Genomic DNA, 19,138 nt, shown 5'->3' with positions numbered 1-19,138 from the left:
AAATTTATTTAAAAAATCGCCTCGTTAAAAGAATGAATTTTCGGAATATAAATCCTGTTTTTCCTTTTTTTATGATATTATATATAAAAAGGATGGTGATAAATATGTCAACAAACAATCAAGTAGAACGAAACTGCTTTATTTGCAAAAAACATAAAGGAAACATTACAGTTCCAGGTGGAGCTATTTATGAAGATGAACTCGTTTACGTTGGACATGTCCATTGGGATAGCGAAGAAACATACCTTGGTTATGTAATGATAGATATAAAAAGACATGTACCTGGCCTTGCTGAACTAACAGATGAAGAAGCGAAAGCGTTCGGGCTAATAACAAGTAGAGTAAGTAAAGCACTAAAGGAAAATGAAGGTGCAGAGCATATTTACACTTTTGTTTCAGGGAATGGTGTACCACATATGCATATGCACATCATACCGCGTTATCCAAATACACCTAAAGAGTTTTGGTCACCAACTGAAGTAGCGAAATGGACTGGTGCGCCATATGGAGACGCAGAGAAAATCAAAAAACTATGCGAAAGAATACGAAAGTATATGATGAATGAGTATGCATAAAACAAATAATAGACATAATTCATGGATTGGAAATAGGGAAATGTGTTTAGACGAAATTTCAGTAAAACAATATGGTGACATCATGCTCGGTAAATATGGCGGGAATATAAGCGCCGGAGCAAAAAAGAACGAAGATGGTGCGTTAGTTTGGTCGAATGGTGATTGGGAATTTGCGGTTATATTAGACGGACATAATAGTGCAGAAAGTGTTGATCTAGTAGTAAATACAATCGAAAAAGAATATGAAAATATCAACACGATTATGAAAGAACCAATTGAAACAGTTTTTCGATTTGTTGAAAATCATATACTCACAATTTTTCAATCACAATCATTTAAAGAAAAGTGCAAAAGAGTAAAAGGTGAAACAGCTTGCTTACTATGTGTAAGAAAAGAAAATTACATATGGTGGCTTTCTATCGGTGATTGTTTAGTGTATGTATTTCATGAAGAGTTCCATGAATTAGGACAATATGCATTAAATCAACGTCATTTTTACGAGTGGATTGGTAATGTTAATACATTTAATTTACCTGTTCCTTGCTATTCATCAGGAATTCGTGAATTACGCACTGGTAACAATCGAATTGTAATGGTGACAGATGGAGTATTAGAATGTGGGGAACGAAGATATGAAACTCCTATAAATCTGTATAGTGCTATGAATAGAAATAATAAAACACTTAAAGAAAATATTCACAATGTTTTAGAACACGTGCATCATCAGTTAGGACGAGATAGTGCGACAATTATTAGTTGGGACGTTGAAAATAAAAGGAATGCTACGTATCCGAGTGATCAGCCGGATAAAGGGTAAAGGAGGAGACATCACTGTTTTTAGTTAAAGTAATTTTATTAGTATTATGGATCATATTTGTAGTTATTTTGGAAAAAGTAGTGAGAAAAAAATTAAATATACCGAAACAAATAGACCTGAATAAATATGTAAACAACGCTCATAAATGGGGTACTAGGGCTCTTATCATTTCTTATATAATTGTTACGATGATATGTGCCACTTTAAATCCCATTTATATTAGTAATTTACCCCTATTATTTTTAATAACTTTATACTGCTTTCAATCATATATGGAGTGGAAATATGATAAAGAATCGAGAGAATATGTCATTTCTTTAGGAACAGTTCCGTTATTAATAATAACAGGAATTATGTTTAATCTCTTCTTTTATAGTTATTGGATTTAATCATATGTGGAATGAACGGAGTGACAAAATGAAAATACCTAAATTACGTACTGAAGTAATGATTTTAAATGAGGATCATGCTGAAGTACTTGTACAATGTGATTTAAGTGAAACATTTTATCGTTTTCCAGGCGGTTCTATTGAATTTGGTGGAACAACGAAAAAGGACATCATTGCACATTAATACATTGGGGAACGGTTGAAGAGATAATTACAAATGAAATAAGACATAAAGAACATGAAGATATTATATTAATTTGGAAAAGTCTAGACGAATTGAAGGAGAAACCAACATATCCTGAAGGAATTGTAAGTTATTTAGAAGAGAATAACCGAAATATAGTCCACTTTATTTCTAAAAACAAATAAAGCAATGGGAGGGGGATAACAATGGGTACCTCTACAATCTTGATTATTATTATTGGACTGGGTATAGGTGGTTACTTTTTAGAACAGTTTTTAAGAAGAAAATTGAATATGGAGAAAAGAGGTTTCTTTGGATATAAGCATGCGAATAGTTTACATGTAAAATTAGAAATAGGACTTATTATTATTTATGTAATAGGCAGTTGTTATTATATGTTTAAATTTGAAAACTCTAACATGGCTTATGTCATGTTCACTTATTTAGGGATATCATGTACTTTAAGAGCATGGATGGAATGGAAATATGATAGAGAATCAAAAGAATATATACTTTCGATAATGGGAATGGTTGCTTTTATATTGATGCTCTCAATACTATTTTATTTCGTTCCAACTGCTACATAAAATGCAAGAGATATACGGAGATGAAAATCATGAGATAACTAATAAATAAGAAACCATTTCCTACTAAATGGTTTCTTATTTAAATTCATCATTTATTTTGGCTAATATGGATGTAACGAAATTTGTTTTATCCTCTGCATATTGATGTTTATCATTAGGGTTAGCTTTTGAAAGTTGAATCTTTAACTGTTCATATTGTAGACGAGAAGTTTTATTTTCTATTAAGTAATCTCTGAATTGTAATTGTTCTATTAAATATGTATTCCCTTGTTCATACATATGAATTTGATGAGTTCTTGGCTCGCCTTTATTAAAATAGTATCTTTCAGGCAGTACATCTTTTCTATATTTATAATTTAGTAGTTCTAACTCTTTAATACATTTTAAACCGTCCGTATAATCTTTTAATTCGATTGCAATATCAATGATCGGCTTTGCCCTTAAATGTGGAATAGAAGTACTACCAATATGGTGTATCGCTACAATATTTTCACTAATTTGTTCCTCAATGAATTGTTTTTCTTTTATAAACTCATTTGCCCATTCTTCAGTCCACGGAACTAAAAATACTTTCCCGTACGGTAAACCTAGCATTTGTTTAGCACCTCTTTCAAAATGGTTTGAAAAAGTCTATTACATCTTCTTAAAGCTTCTCAAAACAAGATATTCCCACAATCTCCAAGGAAGAATCTTCTTCGCAAAGATCATAAATTTTACACCTTTTCCAATTGGATATCGTAAATTCGTACGCTTAGATTCAGCAATTTCTACAATTTTATTAGCAACATCTATCGGGTTTCCTAATGTATCGCTTCCGCTATTAATATGTTTTTGAATTTTATCCATATATTCTTTGTAAGGAGAGGTTGTATCAGATTGGTTTTCAGCTAATTGTTTACCAACTTCCCATATGTTCGTGTTATAAGAACCAGGTTCAAGTAAGGCAACGTCTATTCCGAAAGGTTTTACTTCTAAGCGAAGCGATTCACTCCAGCCTTCTAATGCATATTTTGAAGATACATAAGGGGATAAACCAGGAAATCCAACTTGGCCACTAATACTGCTTATATTAATGATTTTTCCACCTTTCTGCTTTCTCATATATGGTAAGACAAGTTGAGTGATTGATATAGCGCCAAAAAAATTTGTTTCAAATTGTTTACGGTATTCCTCCACTGGGATTTCTTCTACAAAGCCTCCAGTTGCATATCCTGCATTATTAATGAGAAGGTCTACTTTGTTTATTCCTTTTAAAAATAATTGAAAGTTATGTATAGAGTTTTGATCGGTTACATCTAATTGTTGAATTTTTATATTTTGTTGTAAGTTGAGTTTAGTAGCTTGAGATATTAAATCTTCTTGCTTATTAATGTTTCGCATTGTGGCGATAACTAAATAGTCTTTTTTCGCAAGCTCAAGTGTTGTTAAAAGTCCGAATCCACTTGAAGCCCCAGTAATAACAGCGATTTTTTTATTCATTTTTTACTCGCTTTCTTTTTCTTTTATCATAACGAATTGTATAGCGAATAGCTATTTATTAAAGATATTTGTTATAATTGAAAAGTATTATCAATTAATTAATGGTTTATTTATAAAAGGAGTGTGGATTTCATGAGGACTAACGGTTTTCATGATATTTTTCATAAATATTTTCATGGATTACAGATGGAAGATGAGAGACATATGTATGTACCAAATATATTAGGTAAAGGAGAAGTACGAAGATGGACGTCGTTTTCTGGAATTGAAATTGTATTATCAAACTTTCAATTCCATAATAATCACCATATTCAGTTTGCATCAGATGCAGCAATGGTGGAACTTAATTTTTGTTTGCAAGGTTTTGCGGAGGTGCAAGTAGGTCATTCTTCGTATGAATTAAAGACTGGAAATAGCTATTTATATTTTATGAATGATTTTGAAGTGTTATTTGAATATGAAAAAGAGAAGCCTCTATATTCATTAGCTATTGGAATCCCTGTACCATTATTTAATCATTTTATGTTGGATTATACGGATGAAGGAATGCTTAATTTTCACGCTATATTAGGTAATAACTCATTTAAAAAGTTGCAAAGTCCAATTGATTCTCTATCAGCTAATATTATTTCAAAAATGATAGATTTTCCACATCAAGATCGTATATATCAACTAGAAATGGAAAGTAAAGTGCTTGAATTACTCTCCATACATTTTGGTAGGTTTTTGTTAAAAAATCGTAATGAAATAAAAAGAAGAGTTTTATCAAAAAGTGATATAAATAAAATAAAACATGCTGAAGAAATATTAGTGCAGCGGATGGAATTACCACCATCATTATTAGAACTAGCTAAGTTAGTAGAGTTAAATGATTATAAATTAAAACTGGGATTTAAAGAGTTATTTGGTACATCTGCATTTGCATATTTAAGGGAACAGCGAATGGAACGGGCAATGTTTTTATTACGTTCTGGAACTAGTAATGTAACTGAAACGGCAATCGCTGTTGGGTACAAAAATATTAGTCACTTTTCAGAGTCCTTTAAAAAGAAATATGGGATAAAACCTTCTGAAATTTTACGTATATATTAAAAATCCGCTATACCGTAAACTCCTCCGTTATTTGGTAGTTGTATTTTGTAATGGTCAGTATAATTACAATCAACATCCAATTGTAATTAACTATTTATGGAGGAATTTAAATGAATGAACGGAATGAACATCACTTTTGGGTATTTGTATTAATAGGAATGTTCCTTATTATAACAACAACCGGTTTTGCACGTATGGCATATGGAATTATATTGCCATTTATGCAAGAGGGACTTCACTTATCTACATCTCAATCAGGTATGTTAGGAACTATACTTTTTTTAGGCTATTTATTAACTGTAGGAACATCTGGAATATTTACTATCCGTTTTGGCGCAAAATCCGTTTTATTAATAGGGAGTTGGCTTGTTGTTGTAAGCTTATTGGGATTATCTTTTGTTTATTCAATTTGGCTAGTCGCTATTTGTATGCTATGTGCTGGAGCTGGTAGTGCTTTAGTATATACGCCACTCATGTCAATAACGGTAGGGTGGTTTCCAGGCAAAAGAGGAACTGTAATGGGGCTGTTATTAAGCGGTGCTGGAATAGGTATGCTATTTAGTGGAATAATTGTTCCTTATGTAGTACGTGCATTTCCTGAGTATAGTTGGCGCGGTGTATGGTTTTTGTTTGGGGTTATTACATGTATCGTAGTATGTATCGCTTCAATTATTTTGAAAAATCCTGATGTAACCGAAGATGAGGAAAAAAGGAATCATAAATCGTTTTTATGGAAAACAAAAGAACTATATGTTATTGCATGGATGTATTTTATTGTGGGCATTGTTTACTTAATTCCGAATTTATATCAAACTAGTTTTATGATTGATAGTGGTATCTCGGCATCAATGTCAGGAAGCATTTATGCAATTGCCGGTATGTTTTCAATAGTAGGAGCTCCTATCTGGGGATTGATTTCAGATCGGATTGGCATAAAGAAAACGTTATGTATTGCACTTTTATTAGCAGTAATAGGTGATGTGATGCCAATCCTTTTTGAAAACATAATGGGTTTTATCGTATCGGCAATAATTTGGGGTTCTAGCCTCGGCGGTATCCTTTTATTAATACAAGTTGCAGCATCAAAGCAAGTATCCCGAAAGTATGTATCAATGGCAATTAGTTTTATTTCTGTTTTTTATGCAGTTGGTCAAATGATTGGACCAGGACTTGCAGGCTGGATTATTGGAACAAGTGGCTATACAGCTGCTTATGGATTAGGTGCGTTCGGTTTCTTTATATGTATATGTATGGGATTGCGTTTAAAAAGAGGAAAACTTACAAATTCAGCGTATTTAGAGAAGTGAGTATTGTCATAAAATGAATCTTTTTAAAGGGGGGACGTAAAGTGGTACATGTGAAAGATGTATTAGCAGATCAATTGTTGGCGAATGCAAACGATCCTAGTTGGTATATTCCATTTTCAGATGCAGTGAAAGATTTATCTGAGAGAGAAGCTTTCTGGAAACCGAATGAAGAGAGTAATAGTATAGCTGAAATTGTACAACATTTATTGTATTGGAACTCAACGTGGCAAACTAGGTACAAAGAATCGAATGTGAATGCCGTGCCCGCTATTGGTGATAATAACAAAAGTTTTATGCTTTCAGATAATCAATCTTTCGATGAGTTAAGAGAAAAACTACTAGAGAAACTATTACAATGGCAAAAGCTTATAAATGAAGAAAAGGTTGAAAGTGATGTAGTTGGATTTCCTGTTTCTGCAAAGTGGTGGGAAGTGCTAGCAAATGTAACAACTCATAATGCGTATCATATTGGTCAAATTATTTACATCCGGAAGTTACAGAAGAGTTTTGATAATGAATAACATAATAATTCTCAAATTAGGTGAACAAAAGTGGACAAAACGAGACATATGTCTCATTTTGTCCACTTTTTTATTTTGAAAGAAAAGAGAAAATCGATGAAATCAAGGTTTAGAATTTGGCATAGTATTTGCAATATAAAAGATGAACAAGAAAATAGGAGGGCTGGACATGTTAAAAACAACTGAAAGTAAAGGGAATGAAATTACGAAAGAACAAGCTCGTTGGATGTATGAAAAAATGTTAGAGATTCGTAAGTTTGAAGATAAGGTACATGAATTATTCGCGCAAGGCGTTCTGCCAGGTTTCGTTCATTTATACGCAGGTGAGGAAGCGGTAGCAGTTGGTGTATGTGCCCACTTAACAGATAGTGACAGTATTACAAGTACACATAGAGGTCATGGGCATTGTATCGCAAAAGGTTGTGATTTAAATGGTATGATGGCTGAACTTTTCGGGAAAGTGACAGGTTTATGTAAAGGTAAAGGCGGATCCATGCATATTGCCGATTTAGATAAAGGAATGCTTGGTGCGAATGGAATTGTAGGCGGCGGTTTCCCACTTGCTTGCGGTTCAGCATTAACAGCTAAATATAAAGGAACAAAAGATGTAAGTGTTTGCTTCTTCGGTGACGGTGCGAATAATGAAGGGACCTTTCATGAAGGGCTTAACTTAGCGGCGATTTGGAAGTTACCAGTTATTTTTATCGCTGAAAATAACGGTTACGGTGAAGCAACGACATTTGAATATGCTTCAAGTTGTGATTCCATTGCAGATCGAGCGAAAGCTTACAATATTCCAGGTGTTCAAGTGGATGGGAAAGATCTACTTGTAGTATATAAAGCCGCGGAAGAAGCGATAGAACGTGCGCGTAATGGCGGTGGGCCAACGATTATTGAATGCATGACATATCGTAACTACGGTCATTTTGAAGGTGAAGCGCAAACATATAAAACTTCAGAAGAAAAAGAAGAGCATTTAAATGAAAAAGATGCAATTGTGCATTTCCGTAAGCATTTAATTCATGAAGGATTATTAACAGAAACTGAACTTGTAGATATGGAAAAGGCAGTAGATGAAGCAGTACAAAAATCAATTGAATTTAGTGAAAATAGTCCATATCCAGAGGATGCAGAATTATTAAAAGATGTATACGTTTCTTACAAATAAGAGGAGGGTGAAAAATAATGACTAGAACAGTAAGTATGTCAACCGCAATTAATGAAGCGATGAAAATATCAATGCGTCGTGATGAAAATGTAATTTTAATCGGAGAAGATGTTGCAGGTGGTGCGCAAGTTGATCATTTGCAAGATGATGAAGCATGGGGCGGTGTACTTGGCGTGACGAAAGGACTTGTACAAGAATTTGGCCGAAATCGTATTTTAGATACGCCAATTTCAGAAGCGGGTTATATGGGAGCGGCGATGGCAGCTGCGGCAACAGGTTTACGTCCAATAGCTGAATTAATGTTTAATGATTTTATCGGTAGTTGTCTTGATCAAGTATTAAACCAAGGTGCAAAGTTCCGCTATATGTTCGGTGGTAAAGCGAAAGTACCCGTTACAGTACGTACAATGCATGGCGCTGGTTTTAGCGCAGCAGCTCAGCATTCACAAAGTTTATACGCATTATTTACGAGCATTCCAGGTATAAAAGTTGTCGTTCCTTCTACTCCGTATGACGCAAAAGGCTTATTGTTAGCGGCAATTGAAGATGACGACCCAGTAATTTTCTTTGAAGATAAAACACTCTACAACATGAAAGGTGAAGTGCCAGAAGGGTATTATACAATTCCTTTAGGTAAAGCAGATATGAAACGTGAAGGTTCTGATGTAACAATTGTCGCAATTGGAAAACAGGTTCATACCGCTCTTGCAGCTGCTGAACAATTATCAAAAAAGGGACTTGAAGTAGAAGTTATTGATCCGCGTTCTTTATCACCACTAGATGAAGATACAATTTTATCATCTGTTGAGAAAACAAATCGTCTTATCGTTATTGATGAAGCAAACCCAAGATGTAGCATAGCAACTGATATCGCAGCAATCGTAGCGGATAAAGGATTTGATTTATTAGATGCACCTATTAAACGAATTACAGCACCACATACACCAGTTCCGTTCTCACCACCACTTGAAAAATTATATTTACCAACGCCAGAGAAAGTAATTGAAATTGTATCAGAAATGATCGGAGACCAATCTTTATTACATGTGTAATGAAACGATGAGAAGGGAGAGAGAAACATGGCTGTAGAAGTTGTAATGCCGAAGTTAGGTATGGCGATGAAAGAAGGTATTATTACAAACTGGAATATTAAAACAGGCGATCATGTAGCAAAAGGAGAACTAATTGCTAGTATTAACTCAGAAAAAATTGAAACGGAAATAGAAGCACCAGCTGATGGAACTGTACTTGATATAGCTGTAAGTGAAGATGAAGGAGTTCCACCTGGCACTGTAATTTGCTACATCGGTAAACCGAATGAAAAAGTAGACGTTCATGAAAGTATACATGTTGTAGAAGAAAAAACATCTAATATAGAAGTACAAAATATACAACATCCAGAACCCTACGCGAAAGAAGTGGCGAAGCAAAGAATCAAAATATCTCCGGTAGCGAAAAAAATTGCAATAACTGAAAATCTTGATATCAAGGCATTAGTTGGTACAGGTCCTGGTGGAAGAATTACCAAGGCAGATGTATTAAAAGCGCTTGAAATAAGAGTGAACGTTCCAGAAGTACTTAAACAAGAAAAAGAAAACAGTAAAGTAATTCCTGTTACTGGTATGCGGAAAGCAATCGCAAACCGTATGCATGCAAGCTTACAAAATAGTGCGCAATTGACATTAACGATGAAAGTAGATGTTACAGATTTAGTTGCTTTGCATAAAGAAATAGCGGAAGTTGTACAAAAACGATACGATAACAAACTAACCATTACGGATTTTATTTCTCGTGCTGTTGTATTGGCGCTTGGGGAGCATAAAGAAATGAACAGCGCTTATATAGATGATGCAATTCATCAATTTGAACATGTTCATTTAGGCATGGCAGTCGCATTAGAAAAAGGGTTAGTCGTTCCAGCTATTCGCTTTGCTAATAATCTATCTTTAGTAGAGTTGTCTAAAGAAATTAAGAATGCGGTTCAAAAGGCACGAACAGGCAGTTTAAATAGTGATGATATGCAAGGGACAACATTTACAATTAGTAATTTAGGTAGCTTTGGGATTGAATATTTTACACCGGTATTAAATACACCTGAAGCTGGTATTTTAGGCATAGGTGCTATTGAACATGTTCCTGTATATAAAGGAAAAAAATTAAGAAAAGGAAGTATGTTACCTTTAAGTTTAACATTTGATCATCGTGTATTAGATGGTGCACCAGCAGCTGCATTTTTACGTACAATTAAACGTTATTTAGAAGAACCTGTAACAATTCTTTTATAAAGAGAAGGTGAGAGAATGAGTAAATTAGTTGTTATTGGAGGCGGACCTGCTGGCTATGTAGCGGCAATTACCGCGGCTCAAAATGGAAAAGATGTCACTCTTATTGATGAAGCTGATCTTGGTGGGACTTGTTTAAATGTGGGGTGCATGCCTACAAAATCATTGTTAGAAAGTGCAGAAGTGCATGATATTGTGAGAAAAGCGAATCATTATGGAGTTACGCTTAACGAAGGAAGTATTTCAGTTGATTGGAAGCAAATACAGGTGCGGAAATCACAAATCGTAACGCAGCTCGTCCAAGGAATTCAATATTTAATGAAGAAAAATAAAATAAAAGTTATACAAGGTAAAGCGAGATTTGAAACGGATCACCGAGTGAGAGTTACACACGGTGATAAAGAGACTGTAGTAGATGGAGAACAGTTCATTATTGCGGCAGGTTCAGAACCGACTGCATTATCTTTTGCTCCATTTGATGGAGAGTGGGTTTTAAATAGTAGCCATGCGATGTCCCTAGAAAATATACCGAAATCATTATTAATTGTTGGCGGTGGTGTAATAGGTTGCGAGTTTGCTAGTATTTATAGTCGTCTTGGAACAAAGGTTATGATTGTTGAAATGGCACCGCAATTATTACCTGGTGAAGACGAAGATATCGCACATATTTTAAGAGAGAAACTAGAAAAAGATGGTGTAGAAATATTTACAGGAGCAGCTTTAAAAGGATTAAATAATTATAAGAAGCAAGCTTCATTTGAATATGAAGGAAGTATCCAAGAAGTTAATCCAGAATTTGTTCTCGTTTCTGTCGGCCGAAAACCACGTGTACAACAATTAGATTTAGAAAAAGCAGGCATTCAATATTCAAATAAAGGGATTTCTGTGAATGAACATATGCAAACCAATGTATCACATATTTACGCAGCAGGTGATGTGATTGGTGGAATCCAGCTTGCTCACGTAGCCTTCCACGAAGGAACGACAGCAGCATTACACGCGAGTGGAGAAGCTGTAAAAGTAAACTACCATGCTGTACCGCGCTGTATTTATACAGCACCAGAAATTGCAAGCGTTGGTTTAAACAAAAAAGATGCAAGAGAGCAGTACGGTGACATACAAATTGGAGAATTTCCTTTTACAGCAAACGGAAAAGCGCTTATTATGGGAGAACAAACGGGTAAAGTAAAAGTCATTGTTGAACCTAAATATCAAGAAATTGTAGGGATTTCTATTATCGGTCCTCATGCAACCGAACTAATCGGACAAGGAACTGTAATGATTCATACGGAAGTTACCGCTGATATTATGAGAGATTATATTGCAGCGCATCCAACTTTATCTGAAGCAATTCACGAAGCGTTATTGCAAGCGGTAGGACATGCTGTACATGCTTAAATGGAATTATAATAAACCACTATTCTCTAAATGAATGAGAGAATAGTGGTTTGAATTTTTACAGAAGAAATTGAATATCCTATTATTTTTTTACGTCAATCGCTGAAGTAATATCGTTCCAATCAGCAGCTAAATTAGCAGTTTTACCGTACCAATCAGCGTGTTTAAATACAACACCTTTTCCATATCCTTGTGTAGAAGTATGCTCCCAAAGTGTCGTCGAATAACTTGCAGAAGGTGATGCTGTACTTACAGAGGAAATTCTGTCGTTCCAGCTAGATGGTAAATTTTTAAAACCGCTACTCCAGTAAATATATTGACCACCTTTATCTTTATGTTCATAAAAATCAGTACTACCAGCGCCGCTACCTAAAGGATTAATTTTATTTTTAATTACTTTTTTATCCTTTTCAATATAAGCATCTAATGTATCACGGCTAGTAAAACCATAAGCTAGCCAATCTCCATTTTCATTTTGCTCTGGTAATACCATAGTAATTTGGATGTCTTTCTTATCCTGATCACTTAATTTTGTAAATGAATTAACATTCTGTTCATCCACTTTTAAATAATCAAAAGACTTAATTGTGTTACCTTTTTCTTCAGCACTTGCTACTCCTAGTCCTCCAGTTAATGCAAATCCCGCTACTAATGTACCTGCTACTAATTTCTTCAACATATAACCATCCCTTTTTGTTTAGATTTTTGTACAGGTGAATCTTTGTACTAGTAAAATGTATTCTAATTACTCATTATTGTAAATATTCTGAAGTTTTAGAAATAAAAGGCGGAATATTTACAGTTTTGCATTTTTTCTTTAGAAAAAATAGTTATTGGAATGATATAATAAATAGATATATCGCTTTTGCTGGATGTTAAAATGTTTTAGGAGGAAAGCCATTGAAGTATTTCAATAAAGATTGGTATAAAGAAATACAAATTATAGAATTTGTAAGTTTTATAGAGTCTATAAAAGAATGGTTAGAAATGGATATACAAAGTTTAATAGATGAAATAAAGGAAAGGAAAACAGATTTATTAAAATTCCTTCCTGAATCCATACATCCATTTATTCATAGCACCACAATTAATTCAGAATATCCTTCTAGTGAATTGAAAAAGCTTATGAAAGAATGGATAGAGGATTGTGAGAAAAGAAGGGCTCATTTAGAACGATTCTACTTAGAGCACTTCCATTCGATTAAGAAAAAACTCCCAACACATGTTATTCAGTTACATGAATACTCACTACATGACAGTGTAGTCGAATCAGTAGAGAGAAGATCAAAAGATACGCTAATTATAACTTTAGATTGCAGTGGTACTTTTAGTGGATTTGATAAACTTCAAGTAACTTTTACAGGAGTTTCGAAATGTTCTATCCCAGAAAATTTTGAAGGTGCTTGGTGGTTATGTCATGAAATAGATCTTACTAATGAAGGTTTTGAATTGGGTGTTTTATTTGATTGCCCATTTGAAGAAGTGACGATTTGTGCAAAAGATGTATTTCTTGAGAAAAGTAACTAGTAAACTTTATAACTTTACAAATAAAAAACAGTCTTATATGACTGTTTTTTATTTAGATGCTAAATTATCAAGTTTCCAATATGTATCTGTTAACGGCGCAGCTTTGCTATCTATATATAAATACATATTATTTAAATCTTTTGGTGAAGTTTTCATATTAAATTCAATGTCGGTAGTTAAAGAGAATTCAGATGGAACCTTTTTAGCATTTTCATTTTGTATAACTTCACCTTCGTATTTTTCACCCGTTTTGTCATCTTTTATGAAATATTTTATTTCTGAAAGATCTATCGTTTGTCCGTCAACACGAGCGTTATTTATAGTAACGCGAGCTGTGAGGCGCCACTCTTTGTCTATTTTTTCGAATTTAGCATTTTCAACAGTTGCTCTATAGTATTCGTTTTTAAATATTTCCCCATAGTGCATTGCATTCTTTTCAAGAGCGCTCTTTTCTTGTTTTGGTGCAGTATTCCCATTACATCCTGCCATCAGCCCTGTAAATAATAATGCTGTACAAGTTACTTTAATTATAGATTTCATAGTAATTCCTTTCTGTGTTAAAAAGTAAAACATAGGAATAATTTTACAACAACAAGGAGGTAAATGGAAGTATTTTAATAGAATATACAAATATGTATTTATTCGGTGTTGAATGTAATGGGATAGAAAGAAGGAGAAAACCTGTACAAAGCTGAAAGAATAAGAATTGAAAATATTGTAAAACAGAAAAAGCATGCATATAATGAAAATACAGATTAATTTTTTGAATCTTCAATAACGGTGGTGTGAACATGTTTACTGAAGAGCGTAGAGAGAAAATTTTAGAGTTACTTAAGAAAGATGGAAGGGTAATTGCTAAAGATCTTGCGGAAAGTTTCGATATGTCTATTGATTCTATAAGAAGAGATTTGTCTATTATGGAGAAGGATGGCTTGTTAAAAAGAACACATGGAGGTGCAATCGAACTTGCTAGAGTAAGGAATTTAGCTGCCGAACCATCAAAACGTTATCGTGATAGTTCACTAGATGAAGGAGCGATTGCGAAAGTTGCTGCATCATTCATACAAGAAGGAGATTCCGTTTTTATTGGCGGGGCATCTATTCATTATGCGATGTTAAAGTATTTACCTGAAACATCATTTACAGTTGTTACAAATTCTATAGAAATTGCTAGTACGTTACGGGAATATAAGAATATTGATACGTATTTAATTGGAGGAAAGGTGAAACCATCAGGAAATATGACAGATACACTTGCCTCAGAATTGATAAGTCAATTCTCAATTGATCTGTATTTTTCTACAAGTGGCGGCATTTCATTGAATGGTATAAGTACTGCAACGCCGGAAGTTGCTTATTTTAGTAAAACAGTAAGTAAGATTGCTAGAAGAAACATTTGTTTAGCGCCTCATACTAAACTCGGAATAGACTGCTTTATAAAAGGAGAGTCACTGAGAGAAATTGATCTTATAATAACAGATGAAGAGGCTAGTAAAGAAACGATTCAAGAATTTGAGAAACAAGGTAAAGAAATTGTAATCGCATCAATAGACTGCATTTAAAAGGAGTTTGAAATGATTATAAAAGGACAAGAGTTTCATATAAATGGATTAGCTTATACAATTCGTTCTGCAGCTGAAACGGATGCTGAGCAATTATCGAAGATTAGAGTTCAGATCGATGGCGAAACTGAAAATATGGATAGAGAAGCTGGAGAGGGATTTATAGATAAGATAGGGTTTCAAAAAATAATAAAAACAGATAGTGAAGAGACAAAGAATCTGTTTTTAGTTGCAGAAGTGCACAATCGAATCGTTGGATTTTCAAGATGTGAAGGGTCAAATTTGAAAAGATTATCCCATAAAGTAGAGTTTGGCGTTTGTATTTTAAGAGAGTTTTGGGGATATGGAATGGGCAAGAGTCTTTTGCAACAATGTATTCAGTGGGCTGATGAAAATGAAGTAAAAAAGATATCATTACAAGTGTTAGGGACAAACGAAAAAGCCATTCAACTTTATAAAAGATTAGGTTTTGAAGTAGAAGGTGTTTTGAAAAATGATAAAAGGCTGTCGGATGGGAAGTATTATAATACGGTAGTAATGGGAAGATTTATTCATACATTTCATAAAAGAGGTGTAGTGGAATGTTTTACAGAAGAAAGTACTATATAGTAGAGAATAAATTTGTAGAAATATTTAATGAGCATTTTACTAACACGAACTTACCTAATCAGTTAAAGCATGGTTCCAGACTAATAGGACGCTGGATGAAAGATAATAATGATGGTACAACAGAAATATTCGCCATATGGGAATATGATAGTTATGAACAGTATAAAGAAATTGAATCAAAAATTAGAAGTGACGAGATGCATGTTAAAAGAATACAGGATTGGTATGAAAAACATGGCGGGAAAGAATATGTTTTACAGAAGTACATAGTAGAGTTAAAAAATGAAGAGTTAGTATGTACTGTAAAGTGATAGAGGAGTGAGAGATTATGAGAATTAAAACAAAATTATATTTTAGTTTAGCGTCTACCATTTTATTTGCAATAGCGGTGACAGTTTTCTTTATAAACGGCACTCCACAAAAGTGGTTTTGGTTATGTATTTTCTTTGCGTCCATTATACAAAATATAGTTCTACTAAAAAAGAATAAAGAAGTTCATTAATATATTCTAATTATTAACATATTTGTGTCGTCTTTCTAGTTTTGTTGAAAACGCTTTTATTCAGTTTTATAATAAAAGTATGTTTTTACAGATCTCCAAAACAATGAATAGGGAGATGATACGATGTTAGCTTCACCGTTTTACTTACATACATGGAAAAAGTTTATTGATGAAGGTGTCCTTGATTCGAACCGTATAAACGAAAGAATTTCAGAGTCATGGCATCGATGTAAACAAGCAAATGTGAACCCTCATATGAATAAAGGTCAGAAAATTTTGTCTTCTAATATTTTTCACGATCAAAAGAAAAAGAGTGAAATCTTCCTTGATATAGCAATACCTCAATTACAAAATATGAGGAAAACTATTGACGAACTGCAAATGATGGCATTATTAATTGATCCAGACGGTTACGTTCTATCGCTAAGTGGAAATCAACAAACGTTAAAACGAGCGAAACATATTAACTTCATTGAAGGTGTGAAATGGACGGAAGCAGCTGTTGGTACAAATGCGATAGGAACCGCGTTACAGATTGAAGAGGCTATTATGATAAGTGGTACAGAGCATTATTCTGTCGCATCTCATAGCTGGAGTTGTGCGGCCGCTCCCATTCATAATGATGATGGGAAATTAATAGGGGTTCTAGATTTCTCCTGTCCGATTGAGTTTTCTCATCCATATATGCTCGGGATGGTAACTTCGATTGCACATGCGATTGAACGTGAATGTAGTATTCGAGTGCATCAAAATGAACTTCATTTAATCCATCGTTTTTTAGATGTAATTGACAGTGATGAACAAGTTGTTATTTGTAATCATCGTGATATTATCGTTTCTGCGAGCAAGAGAATTCGTGAACGAGTATGTAATTGGTCACGAATGAAACTTGAAGATTTAATGCACAATGGATTGAAATCTAAGTTAGAAGTACCAGTATACAGTAATAACAGAATGATTGGGAAATGTATTTATTTAAAGGAAAATAAACAAGAAAATGCACTCTATACTTCCTCATTTATAAACGGAATTACTTTCCCTGGAGTTATTGGGACGAGCAGTGCATTTCAACATACTTTAGAAGAAATTAAGCTTGTATCACCAACTGATGCTAGTGTATATGTTTGTGGTGAAACAGGTGTAGGGAAAGAATATGTTGCGAGAGCGATTCATGAAAATAGTCCAAGAAAAAATGGCCCTTTTATAGCTGTTAACTGCGGTTCATTACCAAAAGAATTAATGGAAAGTGAATTATTCGGTTATGCTGAAGGTGCGTTTACAGGTGCGCGGCGCCAAGGGTATAAAGGGAAATTCGAACAAGCAGACGGAGGAACAATATTTTTAGATGAAATTGGTGAAGTGCCGCCAAAGATGCAAGTAGCATTATTGCGTGTTTTACAAGAGCGAACAGTAACTCCAATTGGCAGTTCAAAAGAGGTACCAGTAAATATTCGTATTATTACTGCGACACATAAAGATTTACTGCGATTAGTAGAAGAAGGGAATTTCCGTCAAGATTTATATTATCGTTTACATGTTTATCCGCTATATGTTCCATCGTTAATGGAAAGAAAAGAGGATATTCCGTACTTCATACAACATTTTTGTGAACAAAAAGATTGGAATGTTGTATTTCCAAAGAGCATTTGTAATCAATTTTCACAACATGCATGGCCCGGAAATATTCGGGAATTATTAAATGTATTAGAACGTATTTACATTTTGTCGCAAGGACGGGAAATATGCGAAAAACAAATCTCTTTTTTATTACAAACTATGATGGGAAATCAACAGCAACTTGCATTGCAAGTAGAAAACAAAACGGAGCATACATTAAATTTCCGTGAAAAAATACAGCGTGATAGTATGATTGAAGCGCTAGAAAAGACGAATGGAAATGTTTCGTTAGCTGCAAAACTTTTAGATGTACCTCGAAGTACATTTTATAAACGAATGCAAAAATATAAGCTATAAAGTAGATTTTTGTAATCTACTTTTTCTTTGTGGGCTCATGTTCTGTCGGAATATGCGCTTACCGGGGAAATAATAGAATAGTTAGAAATTAATTTCCGGAAGGAGGACTTATGTGAAGTATATTGAAATTGGCATCGGAAATAAGTGGTTTGTTCGAACAGAAACCGAAAATAAAGATGGAACTGAATTTGAAGAAAGAGGAATTATAAAACCTATTTATTTTGAGTCTTTATATGTACGAATGTGGTTTCGGAAAACGTGTTTAATTTTTGATACGAAAGAAGGCTTTAAAAAAGTAAGGAAAAGTAGAGCTGAGTATAAGTTTATTGTTGGAATTGTAAGTAGGTTAAAACAATCGAATTAAATAGGGGGTGTTTTTATGATTAGAATTACCACATTCATACTCGCTATTATTGTAATGGGCTATTCTATTTACAGTTGGAATGATGATTCGAAGCAAAGTATGCTTATTTTGCAATTATTATTAGGTTTTATGCTTGCTGGTATGGGGATACAAAACATTAAGAAAGATGAAAAAGAGAATAAGAATATGGGACTATTGCTTTTACTTACATCGCTAATTTGTATCATTGTATCGGTAATAAAATATTTAAAATAACCTGTTACTTAATATGTTGAGTAACAGGTTATTTTTTTGAAGTTCGCTCATTAAAAATTGTAATAGTTGTTTGGTACATCTTTCTATCAATACAAAATCTTTCTGTCATCCAATAAGCAAGTTCAGAAGAGGTAAGGTTACGTTCTCTTTTCTTACCTTGGAAATATCGTTTTAAAACATTTCCGTTAATAGAAGTTGGAATGCCATCGATATAACCGAAGATTTGAATTTTCTTTAATACAGGAGATGTACGCCAATCATTAGAATTAGTAATGAGTTTTTTCATACTTAATAAATGTATTGGCTCTGTATTTAGAATTTTTGCTGGACCTGGATCTCTAGTAATTTCAATACTATTATTTGAGACTTCATAAGTAAAAGTTTCTCTTACATTACTTACTTGAAATGATTCATGAAGTGGATAAGCGGCGATCTAAAATTGATAGATGGTGAATCTTTAAAACTACAATATTTCTCTTTATCTGAAAAGCCACCACTAGCGTTACCGTACCCAGATAAAATATTTTTATAGATGTAAAATAGCAC

Annotated in this window: 23 protein-coding genes and 3 pseudogenes; 21 read left to right on the top strand and 5 right to left on the bottom strand. The window is 33.7% G+C overall.

The annotated features are described in order from the left end of the window. Window positions 1–32: 32 nt before the first annotated feature. The 5 genes and pseudogenes from KVT31_RS19015 (at window position 33) to KVT31_RS18995 (ending at window position 2,552) form a co-directional block, all read left to right on the top strand. Window positions 33–575 carry an HIT family protein gene (locus KVT31_RS19015; protein WP_170930140.1) on the top strand — a complete coding sequence of 181 codons (543 nt, stop codon included), beginning with the start codon at window positions 33–35 and terminating at the stop codon, window positions 573–575. After that, window positions 568–1,392, top strand: coding sequence for a PP2C family serine/threonine-protein phosphatase (locus KVT31_RS19010; RefSeq protein WP_140392470.1), 825 nt, complete (start codon window positions 568–570; stop codon window positions 1,390–1,392). Before KVT31_RS19015 ends, KVT31_RS19010 begins: the two co-directional genes overlap by 8 nt. Window positions 1,393–1,460: 68 nt before the next feature. After that, a complete protein-coding gene (locus KVT31_RS19005; protein WP_088096617.1) occupies window positions 1,461–1,781 on the top strand; it encodes a DUF4181 domain-containing protein in 321 nt (106 codons plus the stop codon). Between the two features lie 28 nt (window positions 1,782–1,809). Continuing rightward, window positions 1,810–2,150, top strand: a pseudogene (locus KVT31_RS19000) (NUDIX hydrolase). Between the two features lie 21 nt (window positions 2,151–2,171). Further along, window positions 2,172–2,552, top strand: a complete 381-nt coding sequence (locus KVT31_RS18995) for a DUF4181 domain-containing protein (protein WP_088096616.1) — start codon at window positions 2,172–2,174, stop codon at window positions 2,550–2,552. Window positions 2,553–2,627: 75 nt separating this feature from the next. Here KVT31_RS18995 and KVT31_RS18990 read toward each other — a convergent pair whose 3' ends face one another. Together KVT31_RS18990 and KVT31_RS18985 are read right to left on the bottom strand one after the other, a co-directional pair. Next, window positions 2,628–3,146, bottom strand: a complete 519-nt coding sequence (locus KVT31_RS18990; RefSeq protein ID WP_088096615.1) for a GrpB family protein — start codon at window positions 3,144–3,146, stop codon at window positions 2,628–2,630. A 39-nt stretch (window positions 3,147–3,185) separates the two neighbouring features. Beyond that, a complete protein-coding gene (locus KVT31_RS18985; RefSeq protein ID WP_088096614.1) occupies window positions 3,186–4,031 on the bottom strand; it encodes an oxidoreductase in 846 nt (281 codons plus the stop codon). A gap of 132 nt (window positions 4,032–4,163) precedes the next feature. Between KVT31_RS18985 and KVT31_RS18980 the strand changes: the two genes are divergently transcribed. The 7 genes from KVT31_RS18980 to lpdA all read left to right on the top strand — a co-directional run bounded on the left by KVT31_RS18980 (window position 4,164) and on the right by lpdA (window position 11,799). Beyond that, complete coding sequence (locus KVT31_RS18980; protein WP_088096613.1) at window positions 4,164–5,123, top strand: helix-turn-helix transcriptional regulator; 960 nt, start codon at window positions 4,164–4,166, stop codon at window positions 5,121–5,123. 110 nt (window positions 5,124–5,233) lie between these two features. Continuing rightward, the gene (locus KVT31_RS18975) at window positions 5,234–6,430 is read left to right on the top strand and encodes an MFS transporter (protein ID WP_088096612.1); all 1,197 of its coding nucleotides are present in this window, start codon (window positions 5,234–5,236) and stop codon (window positions 6,428–6,430) included. Between the two features lie 41 nt (window positions 6,431–6,471). Beyond that, a complete protein-coding gene (locus KVT31_RS18970; protein ID WP_088096611.1) occupies window positions 6,472–6,951 on the top strand; it encodes a DinB family protein in 480 nt (159 codons plus the stop codon). Between the two features lie 169 nt (window positions 6,952–7,120). Next, window positions 7,121–8,119, top strand: a complete 999-nt coding sequence (acoA, locus tag KVT31_RS18965) for an acetoin:2,6-dichlorophenolindophenol oxidoreductase subunit alpha (RefSeq protein WP_088096610.1) — start codon at window positions 7,121–7,123, stop codon at window positions 8,117–8,119. A gap of 17 nt (window positions 8,120–8,136) precedes the next feature. Further along, window positions 8,137–9,171, top strand: a complete 1,035-nt coding sequence (gene acoB / locus KVT31_RS18960) for an acetoin:2,6-dichlorophenolindophenol oxidoreductase subunit beta (protein WP_088083808.1) — start codon at window positions 8,137–8,139, stop codon at window positions 9,169–9,171. Window positions 9,172–9,198: 27 nt separating this feature from the next. Next, on the top strand, window positions 9,199–10,404 hold the full coding sequence (locus KVT31_RS18955; RefSeq protein WP_088096609.1) for a dihydrolipoamide acetyltransferase family protein: 1,206 nt from the start codon (window positions 9,199–9,201) through the stop codon (window positions 10,402–10,404). Between the two features lie 15 nt (window positions 10,405–10,419). Continuing rightward, window positions 10,420–11,799 (top strand): dihydrolipoyl dehydrogenase, encoded by a 1,380-nt coding sequence (gene lpdA, locus KVT31_RS18950; RefSeq protein WP_088096608.1) that lies wholly within the window; start codon window positions 10,420–10,422, stop codon window positions 11,797–11,799. Between the two features lie 82 nt (window positions 11,800–11,881). Here lpdA and KVT31_RS18945 read toward each other — a convergent pair whose 3' ends face one another. Next, on the bottom strand, window positions 11,882–12,478 hold the full coding sequence (locus KVT31_RS18945; protein ID WP_088083806.1) for a hypothetical protein: 597 nt from the start codon (window positions 12,476–12,478) through the stop codon (window positions 11,882–11,884). 221 nt (window positions 12,479–12,699) lie between these two features. On the opposite strand from KVT31_RS18945, the gene KVT31_RS18940 reads away from it, so the two are divergent. Then, the gene (locus KVT31_RS18940; RefSeq protein WP_088096607.1) at window positions 12,700–13,326 is read left to right on the top strand and encodes a DUF4085 family protein; all 627 of its coding nucleotides are present in this window, start codon (window positions 12,700–12,702) and stop codon (window positions 13,324–13,326) included. 48 nt (window positions 13,327–13,374) lie between these two features. Here the strand turns inward: KVT31_RS18940 and KVT31_RS18935 are convergent, their stop codons facing one another. Next, the gene (locus tag KVT31_RS18935) at window positions 13,375–13,866 is read right to left on the bottom strand and encodes a hypothetical protein (RefSeq protein WP_088096606.1); all 492 of its coding nucleotides are present in this window, start codon (window positions 13,864–13,866) and stop codon (window positions 13,375–13,377) included. 251 nt (window positions 13,867–14,117) lie between these two features. Between KVT31_RS18935 and KVT31_RS18930 the strand changes: the two genes are divergently transcribed. The 7 genes from KVT31_RS18930 (at window position 14,118) to KVT31_RS18900 (ending at window position 18,592) form a co-directional block, all read left to right on the top strand. Next, on the top strand, window positions 14,118–14,888 hold the full coding sequence (locus KVT31_RS18930) for a DeoR/GlpR family DNA-binding transcription regulator (RefSeq protein WP_088096604.1): 771 nt from the start codon (window positions 14,118–14,120) through the stop codon (window positions 14,886–14,888). A gap of 12 nt (window positions 14,889–14,900) precedes the next feature. Further along, window positions 14,901–15,497 (top strand): GNAT family N-acetyltransferase, encoded by a 597-nt coding sequence (locus KVT31_RS18925; protein ID WP_088096603.1) that lies wholly within the window; start codon window positions 14,901–14,903, stop codon window positions 15,495–15,497. Next, window positions 15,470–15,808 carry an NIPSNAP family protein gene (locus KVT31_RS18920; protein ID WP_088096602.1) on the top strand — a complete coding sequence of 113 codons (339 nt, stop codon included), beginning with the start codon at window positions 15,470–15,472 and terminating at the stop codon, window positions 15,806–15,808. Before KVT31_RS18925 ends, KVT31_RS18920 begins: the two co-directional genes overlap by 28 nt. A gap of 17 nt (window positions 15,809–15,825) precedes the next feature. Beyond that, window positions 15,826–15,999 carry a hypothetical protein gene (locus KVT31_RS18915; RefSeq protein WP_088096601.1) on the top strand — a complete coding sequence of 58 codons (174 nt, stop codon included), beginning with the start codon at window positions 15,826–15,828 and terminating at the stop codon, window positions 15,997–15,999. 123 nt (window positions 16,000–16,122) lie between these two features. Beyond that, window positions 16,123–17,973, top strand: a complete 1,851-nt coding sequence (locus tag KVT31_RS18910; RefSeq protein WP_088096600.1) for a sigma-54-dependent Fis family transcriptional regulator — start codon at window positions 16,123–16,125, stop codon at window positions 17,971–17,973. A 112-nt stretch (window positions 17,974–18,085) separates the two neighbouring features. After that, window positions 18,086–18,337 carry a DUF3977 family protein gene (locus KVT31_RS18905; RefSeq protein WP_088096599.1) on the top strand — a complete coding sequence of 84 codons (252 nt, stop codon included), beginning with the start codon at window positions 18,086–18,088 and terminating at the stop codon, window positions 18,335–18,337. 15 nt (window positions 18,338–18,352) lie between these two features. Beyond that, complete coding sequence (locus tag KVT31_RS18900; protein ID WP_088096598.1) at window positions 18,353–18,592, top strand: DUF3953 domain-containing protein; 240 nt, start codon at window positions 18,353–18,355, stop codon at window positions 18,590–18,592. 28 nt (window positions 18,593–18,620) lie between these two features. Here KVT31_RS18900 and KVT31_RS18895 read toward each other — a convergent pair. Beyond that, window positions 18,621–19,019, bottom strand: a pseudogene (locus KVT31_RS18895) (hypothetical protein); the annotation flags it as partial. Between KVT31_RS18895 and KVT31_RS18890 the strand changes: the two are divergent. After that, window positions 19,017–19,124 (top strand): annotated as a pseudogene (locus tag KVT31_RS18890) (NUDIX hydrolase); the annotation flags it as partial. The pseudogenes KVT31_RS18895 and KVT31_RS18890 overlap by 3 nt on opposite strands. Window positions 19,125–19,138 lie beyond the last annotated feature (14 nt).

The sequence above is a fragment of the Bacillus sp. GbtcB14 genome (assembly GCF_019091205.1).
GTDB classification, from domain to species: domain Bacteria; phylum Bacillota; class Bacilli; order Bacillales; family Bacillaceae_G; genus Bacillus_A; species Bacillus_A cereus_AG.
Note: the sequence above shows the minus strand (reverse complement) of the source record. Positions and strands in the feature narration are given on the sequence as shown.

What these genes read in the sequence shown, in the direction of transcription:
- KVT31_RS19015 (WP_170930140.1), top strand. Translation starts at nt 33, where the DNA reads ATGAATTTTCGGAATATAAATCCTGTTTTTCCTTTTTTTATGATATTA.
- KVT31_RS19010 (WP_140392470.1), top strand. Translation starts at nt 568, where the DNA reads ATGCATAAAACAAATAATAGACATAATTCATGGATTGGAAATAGGGAA.
- KVT31_RS18995 (WP_088096616.1), top strand. Translation starts at nt 2,172, where the DNA reads ATGGGTACCTCTACAATCTTGATTATTATTATTGGACTGGGTATAGGT.
- KVT31_RS18990 (WP_088096615.1), bottom strand. Translation starts at nt 3,146, where the DNA reads ATGCTAGGTTTACCGTACGGGAAAGTATTTTTAGTTCCGTGGACTGAA.
- KVT31_RS18985 (WP_088096614.1), bottom strand. Translation starts at nt 4,031, where the DNA reads ATGAATAAAAAAATCGCTGTTATTACTGGGGCTTCAAGTGGATTCGGA.
- KVT31_RS18980 (WP_088096613.1), top strand. Translation starts at nt 4,164, where the DNA reads ATGAGGACTAACGGTTTTCATGATATTTTTCATAAATATTTTCATGGA.
- KVT31_RS18975 (WP_088096612.1), top strand. Translation starts at nt 5,234, where the DNA reads ATGAATGAACGGAATGAACATCACTTTTGGGTATTTGTATTAATAGGA.
- acoA (WP_088096610.1), top strand. Translation starts at nt 7,121, where the DNA reads ATGTTAAAAACAACTGAAAGTAAAGGGAATGAAATTACGAAAGAACAA.
- acoB (WP_088083808.1), top strand. Translation starts at nt 8,137, where the DNA reads ATGACTAGAACAGTAAGTATGTCAACCGCAATTAATGAAGCGATGAAA.
- KVT31_RS18955 (WP_088096609.1), top strand. Translation starts at nt 9,199, where the DNA reads ATGGCTGTAGAAGTTGTAATGCCGAAGTTAGGTATGGCGATGAAAGAA.
- lpdA (WP_088096608.1), top strand. Translation starts at nt 10,420, where the DNA reads ATGAGTAAATTAGTTGTTATTGGAGGCGGACCTGCTGGCTATGTAGCG.
- KVT31_RS18945 (WP_088083806.1), bottom strand. Translation starts at nt 12,478, where the DNA reads ATGTTGAAGAAATTAGTAGCAGGTACATTAGTAGCGGGATTTGCATTA.
- KVT31_RS18935 (WP_088096606.1), bottom strand. Translation starts at nt 13,866, where the DNA reads ATGAAATCTATAATTAAAGTAACTTGTACAGCATTATTATTTACAGGG.
- KVT31_RS18930 (WP_088096604.1), top strand. Translation starts at nt 14,118, where the DNA reads ATGTTTACTGAAGAGCGTAGAGAGAAAATTTTAGAGTTACTTAAGAAA.
- KVT31_RS18925 (WP_088096603.1), top strand. Translation starts at nt 14,901, where the DNA reads ATGATTATAAAAGGACAAGAGTTTCATATAAATGGATTAGCTTATACA.
- KVT31_RS18920 (WP_088096602.1), top strand. Translation starts at nt 15,470, where the DNA reads ATGTTTTACAGAAGAAAGTACTATATAGTAGAGAATAAATTTGTAGAA.
- KVT31_RS18915 (WP_088096601.1), top strand. Translation starts at nt 15,826, where the DNA reads ATGAGAATTAAAACAAAATTATATTTTAGTTTAGCGTCTACCATTTTA.
- KVT31_RS18910 (WP_088096600.1), top strand. Translation starts at nt 16,123, where the DNA reads ATGTTAGCTTCACCGTTTTACTTACATACATGGAAAAAGTTTATTGAT.
- KVT31_RS18900 (WP_088096598.1), top strand. Translation starts at nt 18,353, where the DNA reads ATGATTAGAATTACCACATTCATACTCGCTATTATTGTAATGGGCTAT.